Origin of the sequence: Yinghuangia seranimata (assembly GCF_029953285.1) — a bacterium.
GTDB classification, from domain to species: Bacteria; Actinomycetota; Actinomycetes; order Streptomycetales; family Streptomycetaceae; genus Yinghuangia; species Yinghuangia seranimata.
The window spans coordinates 34,059-51,148 of the sequence record NZ_JASAOI010000051.1 but is presented as its reverse complement, the minus strand read 5'-3'; the positions used below and the strand labels follow the sequence as shown (position 1 = coordinate 51,148).

The 17,090-nt window shown below is 69.3% G+C and carries 17 protein-coding genes and 2 pseudogenes; 6 read left to right on the top strand and 13 right to left on the bottom strand.

Features of this window, described 5'->3' with window-relative positions; all coding sequences use genetic code 11:
* The first annotated feature begins 4 nt into the window (after positions 1-4).
* Entirely contained in the window at positions 5-595 is a 591-nt protein-coding gene (locus tag QI554_RS30820) for an SMI1/KNR4 family protein (RefSeq protein WP_281474552.1), read from the top strand.
* 142 nt (positions 596-737) lie between these two features.
* On the opposite strand, the gene QI554_RS30815 is transcribed toward QI554_RS30820, so the two are convergent.
* Together QI554_RS30815 and QI554_RS30810 are read right to left on the bottom strand one after the other, a co-directional pair.
* Positions 738-1,565: a site-specific integrase gene (locus QI554_RS30815; protein ID WP_281474551.1), complete on the bottom strand. Its 828-nt coding sequence runs from the start codon at positions 1,563-1,565 to the stop codon at positions 738-740.
* Positions 1,541-2,254, bottom strand: a complete 714-nt coding sequence (locus QI554_RS30810; RefSeq protein WP_281474549.1) for a hypothetical protein — start codon at positions 2,252-2,254, stop codon at positions 1,541-1,543. The genes QI554_RS30815 and QI554_RS30810 overlap by 25 nt, the downstream gene beginning before the upstream one ends.
* A 541-nt stretch (positions 2,255-2,795) precedes the next feature.
* On the opposite strand from QI554_RS30810, the gene QI554_RS30805 reads away from it, so the two are divergent.
* Together QI554_RS30805 and QI554_RS30800 are read left to right on the top strand one after the other, a co-directional pair.
* A complete protein-coding gene (locus QI554_RS30805; RefSeq protein WP_281474548.1) occupies positions 2,796-3,092 on the top strand; it encodes a hypothetical protein in 297 nt (98 codons plus the stop codon).
* A gap of 1,016 nt (positions 3,093-4,108) precedes the next feature.
* On the top strand, positions 4,109-6,121 hold the full coding sequence (locus QI554_RS30800; protein WP_281474547.1) for a hypothetical protein: 2,013 nt from the start codon (positions 4,109-4,111) through the stop codon (positions 6,119-6,121).
* Here the strand turns inward: QI554_RS30800 and QI554_RS43625 are convergent.
* The 9 genes from QI554_RS43625 to QI554_RS30760 all read right to left on the bottom strand — a co-directional run bounded on the left by QI554_RS43625 (position 6,081) and on the right by QI554_RS30760 (position 12,173).
* Complete coding sequence (locus tag QI554_RS43625) at positions 6,081-6,377, bottom strand: endonuclease domain-containing protein (protein WP_425528085.1); 297 nt, start codon at positions 6,375-6,377, stop codon at positions 6,081-6,083. The genes QI554_RS30800 and QI554_RS43625 overlap by 41 nt on opposite strands.
* A gap of 58 nt (positions 6,378-6,435) precedes the next feature.
* Positions 6,436-6,756, bottom strand: a complete 321-nt coding sequence (locus QI554_RS30795; protein WP_281474545.1) for a hypothetical protein — start codon at positions 6,754-6,756, stop codon at positions 6,436-6,438.
* Positions 6,757-6,824: 68 nt separating this feature from the next.
* On the bottom strand, positions 6,825-7,355 hold the full coding sequence (locus QI554_RS30790) for an NUDIX domain-containing protein (protein WP_281474544.1): 531 nt from the start codon (positions 7,353-7,355) through the stop codon (positions 6,825-6,827).
* A complete protein-coding gene (locus QI554_RS30785; protein WP_281474542.1) occupies positions 7,352-8,680 on the bottom strand; it encodes an MFS transporter in 1,329 nt (442 codons plus the stop codon). The genes QI554_RS30790 and QI554_RS30785 overlap by 4 nt, the downstream gene beginning before the upstream one ends.
* The gene (locus QI554_RS30780; protein WP_281474541.1) at positions 8,677-8,961 is read right to left on the bottom strand and encodes a hypothetical protein; all 285 of its coding nucleotides are present in this window, start codon (positions 8,959-8,961) and stop codon (positions 8,677-8,679) included. Before QI554_RS30780 ends, QI554_RS30785 begins: the two co-directional genes overlap by 4 nt.
* A gap of 714 nt (positions 8,962-9,675) precedes the next feature.
* Entirely contained in the window at positions 9,676-9,924 is a 249-nt protein-coding gene (locus QI554_RS30775; protein WP_281474539.1) for a hypothetical protein, read from the bottom strand.
* A 146-nt stretch (positions 9,925-10,070) separates the two neighbouring features.
* Positions 10,071-11,564 carry a serine/threonine-protein kinase gene (locus tag QI554_RS30770; RefSeq protein WP_281474538.1) on the bottom strand — a complete coding sequence of 498 codons (1,494 nt, stop codon included), beginning with the start codon at positions 11,562-11,564 and terminating at the stop codon, positions 10,071-10,073.
* Positions 11,565-11,638: 74 nt separating this feature from the next.
* Positions 11,639-11,836 (bottom strand): hypothetical protein, encoded by a 198-nt coding sequence (locus QI554_RS30765; protein ID WP_281474537.1) that lies wholly within the window; start codon positions 11,834-11,836, stop codon positions 11,639-11,641.
* Positions 11,837-11,873: 37 nt separating this feature from the next.
* Positions 11,874-12,173: a hypothetical protein gene (locus QI554_RS30760; protein ID WP_281474535.1), complete on the bottom strand. Its 300-nt coding sequence runs from the start codon at positions 12,171-12,173 to the stop codon at positions 11,874-11,876.
* Between the two features lie 118 nt (positions 12,174-12,291).
* On the opposite strand from QI554_RS30760, the gene QI554_RS30755 reads away from it, so the two are divergent.
* A complete protein-coding gene (locus QI554_RS30755; protein ID WP_281474533.1) occupies positions 12,292-12,924 on the top strand; it encodes a DUF6461 domain-containing protein in 633 nt (210 codons plus the stop codon).
* Between the two features lie 183 nt (positions 12,925-13,107).
* A complete protein-coding gene (locus QI554_RS30750) occupies positions 13,108-13,329 on the top strand; it encodes a DUF4259 domain-containing protein (RefSeq protein ID WP_281474532.1) in 222 nt (73 codons plus the stop codon).
* Positions 13,330-13,489: 160 nt separating this feature from the next.
* Here the strand turns inward: QI554_RS30750 and QI554_RS30745 are convergent.
* Together QI554_RS30745 and QI554_RS30740 are read right to left on the bottom strand one after the other, a co-directional pair.
* Positions 13,490-14,586: pseudogene (locus tag QI554_RS30745) on the bottom strand (integrase core domain-containing protein).
* 138 nt (positions 14,587-14,724) lie between these two features.
* Positions 14,725-15,580, bottom strand: a pseudogene (locus QI554_RS30740) (IS5 family transposase).
* Positions 15,581-15,649: 69 nt separating this feature from the next.
* Between QI554_RS30740 and QI554_RS30735 the strand changes: the two are divergent.
* Positions 15,650-16,744, top strand: coding sequence for a hypothetical protein (locus QI554_RS30735; protein WP_281474530.1), 1,095 nt, complete (start codon positions 15,650-15,652; stop codon positions 16,742-16,744).
* The last annotated feature ends 346 nt before the right edge of the window (positions 16,745-17,090 follow it).

Below are 17,090 nucleotides of genomic sequence, written 5' to 3'. Positions count from 1 at the left end.
TCGGGTGAATTCTTTTGTCGCGGAACTGCTCGCGCTGATGCCCCCACTGGGCGGGTCTCCCGAGCGCGTCGAGTGGGAACCTGTCGATGTGACCACCGGAAAGCGTCTACCCGACGATTACCTGGACTTCCTGGCGCACTACGGGCCGGGGTCCATCGAACGCTTTCTGGGTGTGGCGGTTCCTGACGCGATGCCGGACCCGGGTCGTGTCTCCGGGTGGACGTCCGAGGAAACCGCGAACGCCCGGGGGGCGTGGGAGGACAACGGGGGCCCCGCAGAAGTCGATGATGCCACTGAAGAGTCGGTGGTGGCGTGGGGCGCCGACGGGTTCGCCGACATCTACTGCTGGATTACCTCGGGCGAGGATCCCAACGCATGGCCCGTACTCGTGTGGCGCGACACCTATCTCGATTGGTGCCTCTACCCCATGGGCATGGCGGAGTTCCTGCTGAAAACACTGCGGGCCGAACTCCCCGACGATCGTCTAAACGAACTGCGGATCTGGGGTAAGTCCAATCCGCGGTACATCAGCTACAAGGAGTCATCCCGTCTTCGTGTACTCGGGGTCAATGCCTGGACTGGTGAACCCATGTGACTGGGGGTCAAGGGGTCGCAGGTTCAAATCCTGTCGTCCCGACGGTGCTTATGCAGGTCAGGCCCATGATCACCTCTGGTGATCATGGGCCTGACTGCGTTATGGGAGCCGGTTGGGAGCGACCCCCGCTCCCACGGCGATGTCAAGCCGCCTTTGACCTGCCCTGACGCCTCTCCCGACCGCTTGACGACTCCGCGCGGGGGTCGTCGGTCCGGCGCGGGACTCCGCCGCGTTGTCCCACTGCGCCTTTCGCGCGTTCCTTTTCTTTCTTGTCGTTCTTCTTCTTGTCGTTCTTCTTCGTGGTGTTCGGCGCGGCGGTGGTTGACCAGGGAACGGGATCGCCGGGGTGGGCCCGGCTCCAGGTCTTCCTCCAGCGTTTCTCCAGGGCTTTGACGAGGCGGCGGTTGACGCGGTCGGCGACGTGGCCGTAGACGTCCTGGATCTTGTCGGGGACGTGGTGCCCGAGGCGCCGCGCCCGCACCACGTCGTCGCATCCTTCGTCGATCATCCAGGTGTTGTGCGAGTGCCGCAGCCCGTGGAACGTCAGCCCGGGCTTGACCGGCCCCCACCCGCGGCGGGCCTCGCCGTTGACCGCAGGCCGCCAGTACCGCCGCGAGAACGTGGACCGGCGCCACCACCCACCGTCCGGGCTGGTGAACACCACCCCGTCCACGACGCGTTCGGTGCCGTCCGGATGCGCGGTCTTCAACCCGCATCCCGCATGCTGCCGTTCGGCTTGCAACAGGTCGGCGAGGAACGGCGGGATGGGGATCTCCCGAGCGGACTCCGCGGTCTTCGGCGGACCGAGGAAGCACCGGCCGCCGATCTCGTGCAGCGACCCGTCAGGCTGGACGGCGACGACCCGGCGGTCCGTGTCGATGGCGGTCCACCGCAGGCCGGTGGTCTCGCCCCACCGCATCCCGGTGTAGGCGGCGGTCAGCACCATCACGTACGCGTTGGACCCGGCCAACTCCCGGACCCGTTCGGCGATGGTGAGGACGTCCCGGGTTCGGCCCAGACCGGGCCGGGCCTTCTCACCCGTGGCCGGCGTCCCCGGCGCCGTGTGGAGGCGGGGTTGGCGCCGATGAGCCCCTCGTCGACGGCGTCGGTGAGGATCATCGAGAGCAGCTTGCCGATGTGCGCGACCGTGGCCGGGGCGTAGCGCGCGTCGAGGGAGATCTTCCACGCGCGGACCGCGGACCGGGTGATGCCCGCGAGTTCGAGCTCGCCCCACCGCGGCAGGAGGTGGTTGCGCAGCAGGCTCTCGTACATGCCGCGGGTCTCCTCGCCGATGTCCAGGGTGGTCCGCCACACGGCGACCCAGTCACCGAACAGCGTGCCGGTGGGGGCCGCTTCATCGGCGGATTCCCCCGCAGGTGGGACCGGGGCCGGGGTGTGCTCGGCCGGTGCGTCGACCCGTTCTGCGGTGGGTGGTGCGTCCGGCGGTGTGGGTGGTGCCGGGATGCCATTGGAGGGGCCGACGGTGCTGGGTGTGGCGCCGCCCGGGGCGGTGGCGTCGTGGGCGGGCTGGGTGTTGAGCTGGGTGACGCGTTCCTCGGCGGCGTCGCGGTCGGCGAAGCCGCTCTCCGAGGCGAGGGTGCCGTCGCCGGCGGGGTAGCGCACCCGCCAAGTGCGTCCGTGTTTCTCGGACCAGGCCATCGGGGCTGGTTCCTCCCTGCGTGTCGGGGTCGCCCCACCCCCGCACGGCAGTCACGTGTACGGGTCCGGGGCCGGACGACGTCGATGGACGCTCTCCACCGCACCCCGGTCAAGTCGCCGCCCACGCTGCCCGGTTCGGAGCCCGCACACGATGGCCCGAGCGATGCACCGGGCCGCCATGGACACGTGACCGGGCCGCGGGAGAGAGGCCGTTCACCCCTATACGGAGGATCCGCGGTGCGGAAACGACACCCGGGCCACGCAGACCGCAAACGTCGGAGGGTTCCACCGACAGAGCGAGACCGGACTCCGGTGCACACCACCGGACGGGCTCGTTTTCGCAGGCCTCATAGCTCAGCAGTAAGCGCTTCAGGGGGATGAGGTGTCCAAAGCGTTCTCGATTGCGGCCGCAGCCGCATCCAACCGGGTGAAGATCTGGACGCTGCGCCCCCGTCGGTTGACCCCTCGGCCCAGCGCGCTGCCCATATGGCGTTCGCAAACGACGAAATCCGCGTACCCGGCCGCGCAAGAGAGATAGACCATGTCGGTGACGTCGTTGGTGACCCATGACGTGCCGGTGGGGATCGCCTATCCAACGGCACAGGGCAGCATGTATTTCGTCGCGGCGCACCTGCAGAGGGTCGAGCATCTGCCAGCCTCGGCTGAGCTGAAGCATCGTCACGCCAAGCCGGTAGCGACCGGCGGAGTCGGACCACTTCGTCGTCTCGAAGTAGTGCGCAGAAGACAGCGGAAGAACGATGTGCCGCTGGTGCACCCACAGGACGAACTGCTCGGCCGCGGCTGCGGTCTGCGCGGGCACCGACGACGGATCATGTAGGGCCCGGCTCAGGGCGCTCCACTGACTCTGGTCAAGGTAGACCACCAGACGGCCGCCCAGGCGGTCACCGTCGCCGTGTCGGGCCATCTCGAAGAGGAACTCGTATCCGTCCTCGGTAGCCACCAAGAGTGCACCCACCAGGGGCGCGAAGTGGAAGCGTGCTACAGGGCTGGACTGCGGAAACGCTCGTTCAGGCATCGGGAACCGAGCCTCCTTGCCGTCACATCGCGTCAGGATGACCTCACCCAATGCGCGGTCCCACGCATGCATCACCACGGTCGGCTCGTTCGCGCCTGTCACCGCATGGGCCCCAACTTGCAGCTCAGGCAGAGGGTGTCGTCGCTGTCCGTAGCACCAGGTGTGGTGGACGGACCGGGGCAGCCGGTCAGAAGGGCGGGAACAGGTGACGGGCTGATCGACTGGAGCGCAACGGATCCACCCGGCGGCCTACGGCGCACTCAGCGAGGCGCTGGCCTGCGCCCCGCAGGGCCCACCCCCGATGCTCACGCCGCGCTCCAGGTCAGCCTGGCCGGTGCCGAAGACAAGCTCGCGCAACTCGACGCACGCCGCCCCTCCACCGTCACCGACCGCGGCTTCCCGTCTTCGCCCAGACCTCCGAATCCTTCGGGCCGTAGCGAGTGCTCCCACCGGCCTCGAGGAGCCGCCGCGGTTCACCGATATGCGCTCACACCCAGGACGAGGGGCCGACTCCCCGTCCGATCGGCGCGAGCCCGTTCCGCACCCGTCGGCGCTGGCCATCAACGGCGCTTCGCCACGGCGCGCCACCCACCCCTTGGTGTTGAGGTGGTTCTCGGGCGGGTAAGACCCGCGCGGCCGGCGGTCCGGCGGTGTCGGGGGGCGCCATGAGGCGTGCACCCCCGGGAGGCGAAGGGGGCGGGTGGCGTGGGACGGGACCGTTGCGCGGACTGGGCACCCGCGGCCTCCTTGTGCCTGCGCCGGACTGCCGCCGCATCCTGCCCACTCGCCTTACCGGGGGTCCATTGATGAGCAGCACCATGGCATCGCAGGACGAGCGCATCGCGCGGCTGACCGCACAGTTATCCGGGGGCGCCGCCCGGACGGCCGCGGGCGCAAAGGTGGACCGGCGGCTGCGGCTGTCGGAGAACTCGGGGTTCCTGTACGGGCACATGCTGCGCGCGGCCGCGAAGACCGGTGCCGGGCTGGAGCTGACGGACCTGGAGTCCTCGCTGGTCGGTCTGCTGCGGGTCGCGGACATGTCCGACGGGCAGATCGCCGAGGTCGGCGCCGTCTACACCGACGCGGTCGCCGCGAAGACCACTGCGGGGCTGCTGCCGCAGGCCGTGACCTCGACGCCGTTAGAGCAGGCGTACAGCTTCGAGGACCTGGCCCGCGACCTGCCCGCGATGGCCGAGGAGATCACCGCGCTGCCCAACTACCGCCTGGTGGACCTTGCCGAGCTCGGCGAGGGCGCGGGCGACCAGGTCGACTCGGAGGAGGCGGCCGCCGCGCGGGTGGAGTACGGCGGCGGCGCGATCGCGGTCGTGTGCCGCCGGGAGGGGCGCGCCGCGCCGCCCGTCGACGCGATCATCCCGGCCCCGGTGCGGGTGGAGTACCAGCGGTTCCACGCCATCCGCGTCGGCGACGTGGTGCTGGCCCCCAGCGCGGAGATCTACTGGTCCTCCGGCGCCGGCACCGACCAGGGCGAGCAGTCCTTCAAGTCCCGCGAGTACGGCGGGGTCGACAGCGGCGAGACCCACTCCTTCGACAGCGGCTCGAACCTGTTCGACGGGCAGATCAAGCACAGCTTCACAGCCGGCATGCAGTGCTGGGAGGCCGACCAGTCCGACGACCAGTTCTACGACGACCTGCGCGGCTCGATGAACGACATCGCGCGCTGGTGCTTCGGGGCGTCCGAGAAGCTGATAGACCAGAACGAGGACATCGAGGGCTCGTCCGCGTTCCTGTCCCTGGTCGGGCTGATCGCCACCCTCATCGGCGCGATCCTGGGCTGGCTCAAGAACGAGGACGACCTGTTCGGCGAAGTCGAGATCGCCTACACCGCCACCGCCCTGCACGAACTGTCCACCCGCAACGAGCAGCCCCGGCTGCATTTCACCGACGGCGGGAACAAGGTCGACCTGTACCTGAAAGTCGTCATGCCCAACCTGCCGGCCATCGACCCGTCCTACGTGGTGTGGCGCAAGCTCTTCCGTCTCTTCCCCAGCTTTCCCCCGCTGTGGGGGGACCGGATGTACCCCGGCTGGCAGGCCGCCTGTACCCCAACCCTGGGCACCAGCTTGTCCGGGCAGCACGTCTTCCGGAACGCGGCCTTCCGCGACCGGGACAACCGGGTGAATGTGGCGGAGAGCTACTCCGACAGCGGTTTCTACGGGGGACGCCGCGTCCGCGGGGAACCGCGCAGCAGCACGGACCCCGTCGTCGCGGTCCACGAGAACGCGGTGTTGGCCTGCTTCACCAACGCCGAGGACGGCCTGTTCCATATGGTGAGCACCTTCGGCGACACCGTGACCCTGGACTACAAAGGCCCTGCTCCCACTGGCCCGTACACCCTGGTCAGCCACGGCGGCGCGCTGTGGCTGATCAGCGTCGACAGCGACGGCAGCCTCGCGACCCAGTGCGGCCGCTCAGCCCCCGGCCCCTCCGGCCTCAAGGAATGGCTCTGGACGGACGGCCCGCGCATCCCCGCGCGGGCAACCGGCCGCCCCGCGGGCCTGTCATACAACGGCAACCTGCTGATCGCCTACCGCGGCACCGACAACGACATCTACATCGCCCACGAAAACGGGATGGGGGTCAAGGTCATCGAGGGCCGAAACTTCACCTCCGGGCCCGCGATCACCAACCACGCAAACAAGATCACCCTCGTCATGCGCGACGCCGCGGGTAACCTGGTCTGGTCCGCGAGCGACGGCACGACGACAGACGCCTGGCCCGTCTACACCATCCCCGACTCCGCCTGCGTCGGCGAGCCCTCGGCGATCTCCGTCAACAACGTGCTGCACGTGATGTACATGCCCCGGTACTGAGCCACTGGGCCAACTGACCCCCTTCGGATTCACGACACGGCGAACTCCCGTGCCGCGGCCCGCAGACCGGCGGGCCGCGGCCAACATCTACCAGCCGCAGACGAAGGTGCACGACTAGTTCGGAGAACGCTCCGCGGACCAGGCCGGTGGCGTGGTCGTGGTCGACGACGACGGAGGCCGTCGTGCAGACCATGCACGCGGGATGCTTCTTGATGTACTGGTCCTTGGCCTTTGAGGTCATGGCTGCGTACTGCATGGGGGACCTCCGGAGGGGGTTTGCGCGATCCGCGAGCTGCGTGTGGAGGCGCAGGACTTCAGGGGAGGACGAAGGCCAGCAGCGCGGCACCGGCCAGCAGCCCTGACGTGATGAGACCGGGGTGGGACGCGTCGGTGGCGAGCAGGACCGCGAGGGCCGCGAGGAGCAGCACCACCACGACGGCGTTCCTGCGGGCTCGGGGTGCGCGTCCCGGGGCCGGGGTGGTCTTGTTCTTGATCTCGGCGGACAACGCGTTGCATTCGGCGAGCGTGTTCGTCCACGCTGGTGTGCCCTCGGGGAGATTCTTCAGGAGGGCAGCGCGGTCGGCGAGTTGCTGTCGCATGGCGGCGATGTCGGTGCGCTCGTGCGGGCTGGACATGTCGGCCGTCCCTGTCTCGGTTGGGATTGGCAGGTGCAACTGCTCGGGAGGCGCAAGGGCCAAACTGCTCACGTTGCGACGCCGTCTTCGAGGTAGGCCGTTCTCCCGGTCGCGGACATGTCGGCCGCCGCGTGGAGTTGCGCGGCATTGGGCGGGTCCATCAGGGCGGCGGCCGCGCTCGTGTCGTGCCAGGCGAAGGCGGCGATCTCGCCGGTCGGCACCCGGATGCGTGGCACCTGGTCGGCCGTGAGCGATGCGGCGAAGGTGTGCACCGTGTAGCTCTCGTCGCGGCCGTACAGCCGCGAGGCGAGCGCGGCGGAGAAGAACTGGACGACGAGCAGGCGCCCGAGGTCCGGCTCGACGCCGACCTCCTCGCGTGCTTCGCGCCGCGCGCATGCCTGCGGGGATTCGTACCGCTCGGCCTTGCCGCCGGGAAGCACCCAGTGCGGCCGGCCGACGTTCCGGACGATCAGGACGCGCCCTGCGGCGTCTGTGATGTAGACGCCGCTTGCGCTGATGCTGCGGGCCGTGTCGTCCGCTACCGAGGCGATGCGGGGGCTGGGCGTTCCGGCTGGCGCGGCTGCGGGTGTCGGGTTCATGTCCGGTCTCCTTCGGGTCCCAGCACGAGCGGTGTCTTCCCGACGGTGGCTGTCGGCGCGGCTGAGGCAGCGGCGTCCGCCGGGTTCGTGTCGGCGAGGACGGGCTGGATGCGCAGAGCACGGACGGCGGGGTCGACGAGGGGAAGGAGCGCCGCGGCGAACAGAAGCGCGGCGGCTGCGGCGAGTGTGAAGTTCAGCCCCATGTGGGCTGCGGCGGGTCCGGCGGCGAGGTAGGCGGCGGGGACCAGGAGCCGCTGGCCGGTGCCGCTGATGGAGGTGATCCGCGCGAGCATGCCGGGCGGGTAGGCGTGTTGCAGCCAGGTGCGCCAGGTGACGATCGCCGCGTTGATCGCGACCCCGGTCCCGAACGCGACGGCGGCAAGCACCACCGGCGGTGCGTCGGCCGCCATCGCGGCGAGCGGCGTGGCCATGGCCAACGCCGACAGGCAGCTCGCCCATCCGGGCCGGCGCGGGTTCACGACCAGGAACACCCCTGCGCCGAGCGCGAGGCCGAGCGTGAATGCGGCGAACACCAGTCCCCACGGGGCCGCGCCGCCGAGCACCTGTTTCCCGTACGCCGGGCCGAGGACGTGGAAGCCCGCAAGCCACAGCGGGACGGCGACCATTCCGGACAGGGTGAGGACCACCATCGCACGGTTGCCTGCGAATGCCTGCCACCCGGCGCGGAACGCGGCCCGTGACGTCGCCTCGGCGCGGACCGGCACCGCGATGCGCAGCCGGGCGGTCAGCGCTGCCGCCGCGAAGAAGCTGGCCGCGTCCACGGCGATCGCCCAACCGGGCCCAGCGGCGGCGATCAACACCCCTGCCAGGGCAGGACCTGCGACCTTGGCCGCGTTCAGGCCGGTGGACTCCAGCGCGACGGCGCGGCCGCGCAGATGCTCGGGCACGGTGAGTGGGACGACGCCAGCGCCGGCCGGTCCTGCGAGCGCGAAGACCGCCCCGGTGAGCACCGAGGCGGCGACGAGGTAGGCCACCTTCATGGCACCGGCCAAGAGCAGGACGGCGCATACGGATTGGAGCAGCGCGAGCGCGAGGTAGGCGCAGGTCTGCACCCGGCCGCGCGGGTGACGATCGCCGAGCACCCCGCCGACGAGCGGCAGCACGGTCTCGGTGACCATCCCCGCCGCGAGCACCACCCCCAGGTCGGCAGTCGACCCGCCGACCTGGAGCGCCGCGAACGCCAGCGCCAGGTTGCCGACGCTGCTACCGGTCGCGGACGTCCACCGCGCCGTAGCCCACAGTCGGAACTGGAGATAGGCGAGCGGCTCGATGGCCGTCCGCCACCTTCTCCTGGTTGCGGTCATGCCTCCTCCCTGCGGCTGGTGCCGTGGGCGGCTGCTGCGTCGTGGCGCGGCGCGGGCAACGGGCCGCGGTCGAGCTTGGTGCCAGGTGAGTGGCCGTTGGTGCCCGGTTTGGGGGCGGCCAACACCACCAGCGCCGCCCGGGGGTCCGCTGGCCAGGCCAGCGTGACGGCCCTTTTCAGAGAGAGGGGGAGCGTGCGGGCCATCTGCCGCAGCGTCGCGCTCTGCCACGCGGCGAGGTGTCGGCTGTATCCCGACTCGTATTCCAACTGCCCGTCGAACAAGGCCTGGGCGCTACGGCCCGGAACCCGTAACGACCGCGCGTGACCCCGCCGCACGTGCCAACGCGCCATGCGCCTAGGGCCCGGGCCAGGCTCCTCAGACCCGGCCGGGGCGGATTCCGTGGTCCGGGTCATGATCGCTCCTCCCTGCTGGAGAGGTCGCGACGAGCGCATGACTGGGGCGAACGCGCCTGGGGCAGCGCAGAGTTCATGGGATGCGCAATCGCCGAGGGAGGGGCGGTACAGGTGTGGGCGGGGGCGGCGGGATAGCGCATGGCGGGACCTCCGTGGGGCGTCGCGGGGTGGGGATGATCAGCTTCCGGGGTGTGGCAGGTGTTCTGGTAGAGCGCGCGGAGGCGCACCCCGGGCGCCCGAGTTCGAACATGCGCTCGACCAACCGTGCGTCTGTGTGGCCGTTTCGGGTCTTGCTGTGGAACCTGAAGGAATGCATGCAACGGGCGGCCGAATGACGAGAGTCCAACCAGGGTCTTAACCGGCCGTCCGAGCAGAGCAGCGCGTCCGCGAGCTCGCACAACGCATCGCCGGGCCGCGTGAAGCATGCGCGCAACTCGTGTCGCAGGGAGGAGAGTTCGATAGGCGAGCGGTGCGCATGGGGTCGACTGCCACGACGCCAAGGGTGACCGCCGAGCCGCCCTGCGCTCGCGGATTGCCACAAGCCGCCCGCTTGTGAGCGGCCCGGTCAGGAACGCGTCGGCTTCACCCGCGGAACCGCGCGCGGTCTTCGTGGATCCGCAGCAGCATGCCGGTGATCGGTTCGCTGCCGTCATCGGGAACGAGCGCCATCTGCTGTGCCGCGATGTCCTGATCGGCCCGCGCCCGTTCATCCGTCCCGCCGTGCTGCCACGCGACCTTCAGCGCCTCGAACAGGGGGCCGATCTCGTCCCAGCCCGGCCCCGGCTCGAACCGGCAGTCCGTCCAGAACATGTCGACCTCGTCGAGAACCAACGTTCCGACATGCGTGTCACCCCGCCTGAGCTGCCACGATCCCGGTGCCAACCCGATCCCCTCGCTCTCCCGTACGAGGAACGACGGTAGCGACAGGCCCGTGCGGAGAGCACAGCACCCGACGAGTGCCGTCGCTCTCGGAGCCCCTAATCGGTGACGCCCGCCCAGCGCTCACCGCCGTACCGGACGAGGGCCTCGGTCAGCTCGCCCCATTGGGTCTCGCTCATCGGCCCGAAGATGCAGGCGTGAAACCCGCCGTCCTCGACGATCAAGCTCTTGTCCTCGTTGGGGTGGAACCATCCGGTCGGCCGCATGTGCAGTGGTCGCCGGGAGTCGTCCGTGAGCCGAATCTGGACGGTTTCGTAGGAATGACTCGGCGCGAACTCCGGTGTTACCTGAAGATGCCCGATCGTGACGCGCTGCACATGTTCCCAGACGAATCGACGCTCTGGTCCGCCCTCCTGCCGGGTCGCGATGTGCTGCGGCCCGACGTGGAGCGACCATCCGGTCACACGCCGGCGTAGTGCCCACTCCAGCAGCCACATGGGAAGGAAGAACGCGTTGGCGATGTCCGCAAAAACCAACAAGGCCAGGACGCCCTCGGCGGGGTTCCTGCCATCGCCGCCCGGTGTGCGGGCGACGTACGTGATGGCTGCCGCTGTCGCCACTGCGCAGAGAGCGATCCAGAGCACGAAAAGGCGGCCGCCGAGTGCGGAGGGCACGATGTCCGCCCGAGTCCAGGCCACGTCGAACCCGCGGCGCGGTTTCGGCGGTTTCTCCACGGGCCGACGCGGCTGCGTGCGTGCGGCGGCGTCCTCCCGGAGGCGGGTGAGGATCTTGTGGACCCGGTGCGCGGATCGGGGCCGGTGCTCGGGGTCGCGTTCGAGCAGGTCGGCGACGAGGCCCGACACGGCCGGAGGAAGGTCGGGGCGCAGTCTGTCCAAGCTTGGCGCGTCCTCGTCGATTTTGTGGCGGACGATCGCGAGGCTGTTGGGTCCGGTGAAGGGCGGGTGTCCGGTGAGCATGGCGAACAGCACGCCGCCGAGCCCGTACAGGTCGGAGCGCTCGTCGCCGCGCTCGGTGAGGAACTGCTCCGGCGCGCTGTACTCCGGGGTGCCGGCCGGGAGCAGTTGGGAGGACGGCGCAAGTGCGGTCGGCCTGTCGAGGAACCCGGCGATCCCGAAGTCCACGACCTTGACTCGCCCGTCAGGGGTCAGCATGACGTTGTGCGGTTTGATGTCGTAGTGGATGACGCCGGCCTGGTGCGCGGCGGCAAGCGCCACGCAGATCCCCTCCGCGATCGCCAGCGCCCGGGCCAGGCTCATCGGGGCTTCCCCGGCGATGTGCTCGGTGAGGGTCGCGCCCTCGACCTTCTCCATCACCAGGAAGAACGCGCCCTCGTGGACCCCGAAGTCGTGCAGGGCCACCACGTTGGGGTGGTTGATCTGCGCGGCCGCCACCGCCTCACGCTCGAACCGCTTCGCCAGGTCCGCCGACGCCGCACCGGCGAGGTCGAGCACCTTGACCGCGACATCGCGGCGCAACGTCCGGTCCCTACCCGCCCACACCTCGCCCATGCCGCCGCGCCCGAGCCGCTTGGCCAACTCGTAACGGCCGCCGAGCACTTCCCCGCGTTCCATCCGCCCCCCGTATGAAGCACGCTCGTTGTAGAACAGCGTACGGGCGGGCCAAGGCCGACCACAGCGCCTTGAAGTCAGGGAGTCCGCCTTGCTGATGGACGCGGTGAGAACAGAGCCTCAGAGATACGCAACCGCCGGTACCCGGTGGGGCCGAGCTGGGCGAGTTCGCCGTCGACGTCGACCTCGATGGCGCCGAGGACGTCGATGTTCTCGCTGTGCGCCGACGCGATGTGGGCCAGGGGCTCATCATCGACGCGCTGCATCGACTCCACGGCCGGCCCGTAGTACTCGGTGGTTAGCTGACTGCGGCTAACCCGGCCGTCGGGCAGCGGGACCCAGGTCGCGGCCGTCGAGGACTTCGATGGCGGTGATGGTCGTCGTGGTGGGATTTAGGCTCAGCCAGATCACGGCCTCCCCGTCACGCTCCAGCTGGGCCAGCAGGTGGCCAGACGAACCCGGCGGCGCGGTCAGCAGGTTGGAACACGTCGGCGAGCATGTGCACGGCCCGAAGTACCGCAGGTCACCGACCACGACGGCGAGGGCGTCATCACCACCGGCGCGCAACAGCTCGACGATTTCGGCGGCGAGCAAGGGGAAGAGCTCTGCCAACCTCGGAAGCCGAACTGCCGTCATGGCAAAGCACCGTACAGCCGTGCGTCCCCCCCCGGCCTGAGGTCAAAAGACAAACTGAGAGGCTGTGTCAGAAGTCGTTGGCAGGCTCTGGCGGATGAGCACAGCCACGGCAGCCGACTACGGCTGGATACGTTCCTCGACCTCGGCGTTCTCCCATGCACAGGAGGTCGGATACGGCCTGACGCTGGTGCGCGGCGTCACGCCCGCACAGGTGATGCGGGTGATGACGGCAGAGCACCGGGGGGAGTGCGTCGGGGCCGCCGGCCTGAGCCAGCGGCAATCCGAGGTGCCCTGGGGCGATCCGTTCGTCACGGGCGCCTTCACGGTGCCGGGTGAGGGCGGGGACTGGACCCTCGTGCTGCACTTCGACGGCGGCGTCGCGATGCAATCGCAGTTCCTGAAGGCCCTGTCCGCCGGGACGCGCACGGTTACGCACTCGGACAACGGCGGCAAGCCCATGCGGTTCTTCTACTGGTACGAGAACGGCGTGCTGCGCACCGGCTTCGAGAGACCCCAAGAACGCCACGGCAGGACTCCCGACGAGCTGGTCCCCATCATGCGCGCAGTCGGATTCGATCCGTACAAGGACTCGGAGCTCACCGCGCTCGACACCACTGCGCGGTCCCTGGCACTGGCCGAGCGCCTGACCGGCGTGCGGGTGACCGACGAACTCCTGACCCGGTCCGTATATCAAATCGGGCACGTCCCGTGGAGCTGGACGCCGTGACCTCCAGAGCACCAGCACGGCCAGCTCGATCTGCCCCGGACCCAGGCGACCCATGCTCCACGGCTTCGATGACACGACGCGCCCGCGCTGCCGACCGGGAGCGCCCAGGCGCGTGCACGGCCGTGCACGCGAAGGTGTCCGCGGGCCCTGAGATCACCGCCGAAGACGATCCGAGGAGAAGACATGGGCACGTGGGGCACCGGTCCGTTCGACAACGACACAGCCGCGGACTTCGCTGCCACGCTGGACGAAGCCCGACCGGAGGAACGCGCGTCAATCGTCCGGGGCGTCCTCACCCGCACCGTCACGGCCAACGGCTATCCCGCCGAAGCAGATGAGGCCATCGCCGCCGCCGCGCTCATCGCCGCACAATGCCCAGGCGGACAGCCCGTCGACCCGATCTAAGGTCCCGACGAACCCATGCCCACGTTTGCCACCGACCTTCGAGCGCTGGCCGTTCCGCGACCTCAGCAACGTGCTGGTCCCGCCGCCGCCATCGATGGACGTCCCGCTCCTCGATCTACCGACGTGACGTTGTAGGTGCCGATAAATACGTCCAGGCAGGTCACGCGGCATGTCGGTATGCGTGGAGGGTTCCGCCGAGTCGGTCGTGTCGGTGTATGTCGAGGTGCGCGATCCGGTCGGGATCGGTGATCGGCTCGGGGGCCTCGCGTAGTGGCGCCGCCTGCTGGAGGGCCTGGTGCGGCCGATGTTCGTTGTAGTGCTGTTCGAACTCGCGTAGGGCGTGGAGCAGGTGCCGTTGGTTCCATATGAGCGTGCGGTTGAGGAGTTCGTGGCGGCAGGTACGTACCCAGCGCTCCATGACAGCGTTCGTGCGGGGTGTGCGCACGGCGGTGAGGATGGTGCGGATGTCGGCGTCGGCGAGGACCTGGTCGAACAGGGCCGGGAACTTGGCGTCCCGGTCGCGGATGAGGAACGCGGCTTTGCTGTCGGCGTCGTCGAGGTCCATGGCGAGGTTGCGGGCGGCCTGGGTGACCCAGGCGGCGGTGGGGTGCGGTGTGGCGCCGAGGGTGCGGATGCGGCGGGTGGTGTGCTCGATGACAGCGAGGACGTACTGGCGCTGCCCGGTCAGGGTGACGGTCGCGATGAAGTCGCAGGCCAGGACCGCGTCGGCCTGGGAGCGCAGGAAGTCGGCCCAGGTTGTGGTGCCTCGTTCGGGGGCGGGGTTGATGCCTGTGTCCTTGAGGATCTCCCAGACAGTGGAAGCGGCGACACGGATGCCCGGCAAGGCGAGTTCGCCGTGGATACGGCGGTAGCCCCAGGCTGGATTCTCCCGGGCGAGCCGTACGACGAGGACGCGGATGGAGTGGACGGTGCGCGGTCGTCCGGGGCCCGTCCGCTGCGATGCCGCCGCATGGTGGCGGCGCACCAAGTCGCGGTGCCAGCGCAGGACGGTGTCCGGGTGCGCGGTCAGCCGCAGCCGTTCAGCACGTCACGCGGCAGCGGGTGGAACAGTGCTGCGAGCAGGGCCCGGTCAGGCGCCGTGAACCGTGTTCTCCGGTTACTGAGTTGGCGTTCGAGGACGGTGATCTGATGCCTCAGGGCCAGGATCTCGATGTCCTTGTCTCGATCACTCTTGGGTAGCAGCCGCAGCGCGGCGAACGCATTCGTGACGGCAAGGTAGGCGAATCGAAGCAACACAGATGATTATGGGGGCTGTTGAGGCCGTTTGAATCTGGCTGTGTCCTCAATTTCGTGACGGCCACTTTCGATCATCAGCCCAAGCCCGTGGCTGCGGCTTTTTCGGCAGCTGTCCGTGCCATCCCCTAGGTTCTGTCTTCAATGTGGTCGGAGCCAGAGGAGTGTTGCGACGAGGGTGACGGCTGCTTCATACGAGCGGGCGGTCTTGTCGTAGCGTGTGGCGATGCCGCGGTAGTGCTTGAGCTTGTTGAAGCAGCGTTCGACGACGTTGCGGCGACGGTAGGCGGCCGGGTCGAAGCCGCAGGGGCGTTCGCCCCTGCGGATCCGGCCGTTGAGCTGGTCGATCCGTTCGGGGATGGTGTGCTTGATGCCGCGTCGGCGTAGGTAGGCGCGGATCCTGCGCGAGCTGTAGCCCTTGTCGGCGACCACACGGTCGGGTCGGGTGCGCGGTCGGCCCGGGCGCGTCGTGCCACGCGGATGCGGTCCATGACGTTCTCGAACTGGGTGCAGTCGTTGCGCTGGCCGCCGGTCAGGACGAAGGCGAGCGGTCGTCCTTTGCCGCCGACGGCGAGGTGGAGTTTGGTGGTCCATACTCCTCGGGATCGGCCGAGGGCGTGATCTGCCGGTTCGTCCCCGCCCGGGTCCCCCTTTTCGCGCCGGCGGCGTGCTGATGGGCGCGGACCAGCGTGGAGTCGACCGCGACCAGCCAGTCCATGTCCGCCTTGGCGTGCCGGTCTGCTTGGACGGCGGCGAGCATGCGGGTGAACGTTCCGTCGAGCGCCCACCTGCGGAAACGCGTGTACACCGACTGCCAGGGTCCGTACCTGGCGGGCACGTCGCGCCACGCGGTTCCGGCACGGAGCTTCCACACGATCCCGTTGAGGACCCTGCGGTCGTCCAGCCGCGGCCGCCCTTTGGGCGGCCGCGGCAACCACGGCTCCATCAACGCCCACTCGTCGTCGGTCAGTTCATAACGCCGAATCACAAACCACATGATCCCGCGTCACCGCTTTGAAGACACGACCTAGGCGACGGCTTCCAGAGCTTCTGCGCCCCGGGGCACGTGCTGGTCCGGTGTGTCCTCGACGCCGGCAGTACCGAGGACCGTGCCGAGCTGGCGGGGAACGGGGGTTGCGGCCCGGAAGTCCTTGCGTCGCTCGCGGAGTTCGGCGAGCCGCGGATCGCCGTCGAGCTGTACCACCACCCCTTCGCGACCCGTGAGGTCATGCTGCGCGCGATGGCGTCGACGTCGGTCTCGGAGCTCAAGCCGTTCGAGTCACAACGGTTCTTGGATAAGGACGTCGACGCACAGCGGCGGCTCTACCCACTGGTCGAGCTGGACGACGCCGACCTGACCGCCACGACGTTCAAGGCGCTCGACTGGCGCGTGAACTTCCCCGGGCTGTCGGCCGTGATCCTGCGCGGCTGCCTCGGTCTGCTGGGCACCGTGGGCGCCGACGCCACCCGAGCCGCCGCGTCGGGGGTCATCGCGAGACTGCCCCCGAACCGGGCCGTGCCCGACGTCGTACGGGAGGCCTTCGCCGACCCCGGCGACGCCGTGCTCGTCAAGCGCGCCCTGGAGCACGAGCGCAGTATGCCGGTGATCATCGACCGGATGGCCGACCACGACTATGGCCCGCGGGCCGTCGACCTGCTGCTCGTGGCCCCGCGGGAGCCGTTGGACTGGACTCTGCTCGCCAAGGCACACCGCGCCAAGCCGTTCAACATCGAAGCGTCGTTGGCGCTCACACACCAGCACGGGTGCCCGCCGGAGTTGCGCAGCCGACTGTTCGCGCCGAGTCCCCGTAGTAGGTTCGGAATGCCCCTGATGGCACGTCGAGCACGCCGCAGACTTCCCTCGCTGTCCACCGGGTTGACGAACCCCAATGCGCGTACGACGATCCACGTGGCCCACCGCAAGGGCCTGCTCCCGGCGGCGGCGATCCTCGCCGAGGGAGCGCCGGCGATCTACACGCTGATGGTGTTCAGATCGACGCAGCAGGACCGCATGCGCGACGTGCGCGCGGCCCTCAGCGCCATCACCAGGACGACGCTGGGTGATCAGGTCGAGGCGTGGTCCGTGGCCCTGGGCCTCCTTGCGGGGTTCACCGGAACGACACCGGAACTGTGCGAGGTCGCGCGGGCGATGACCGCGTGACCGCACCGGTCGCCGTCGAACCGCGCACTCGATCGCCTCATCCGCAACCGTGTGCACCGACGCCCGGGAACGGCGCTGGAACCGACACCCGCCTGGCGCACCGCTCCCAGCGCCGAGTCAGACGCCCTGGGCCACACGGTCCCAAGCCTGGCCGCCGGAGTTGTTCCGTCACTGCCCGCCCCCAACTTTCGTCGGTAACTCTCGTAGGCAGGATGTGGCGCTACCCACGTGTGGCCTCACGAAATGAAGGCCACAGCCTTGAATCTCCCCAGACCTGCTGATCCTCCTCAGTCAAATCTTGGGTTCAACCAAGTGAGGAGCATGGGGAGCACTGGCGGCGTTGTGG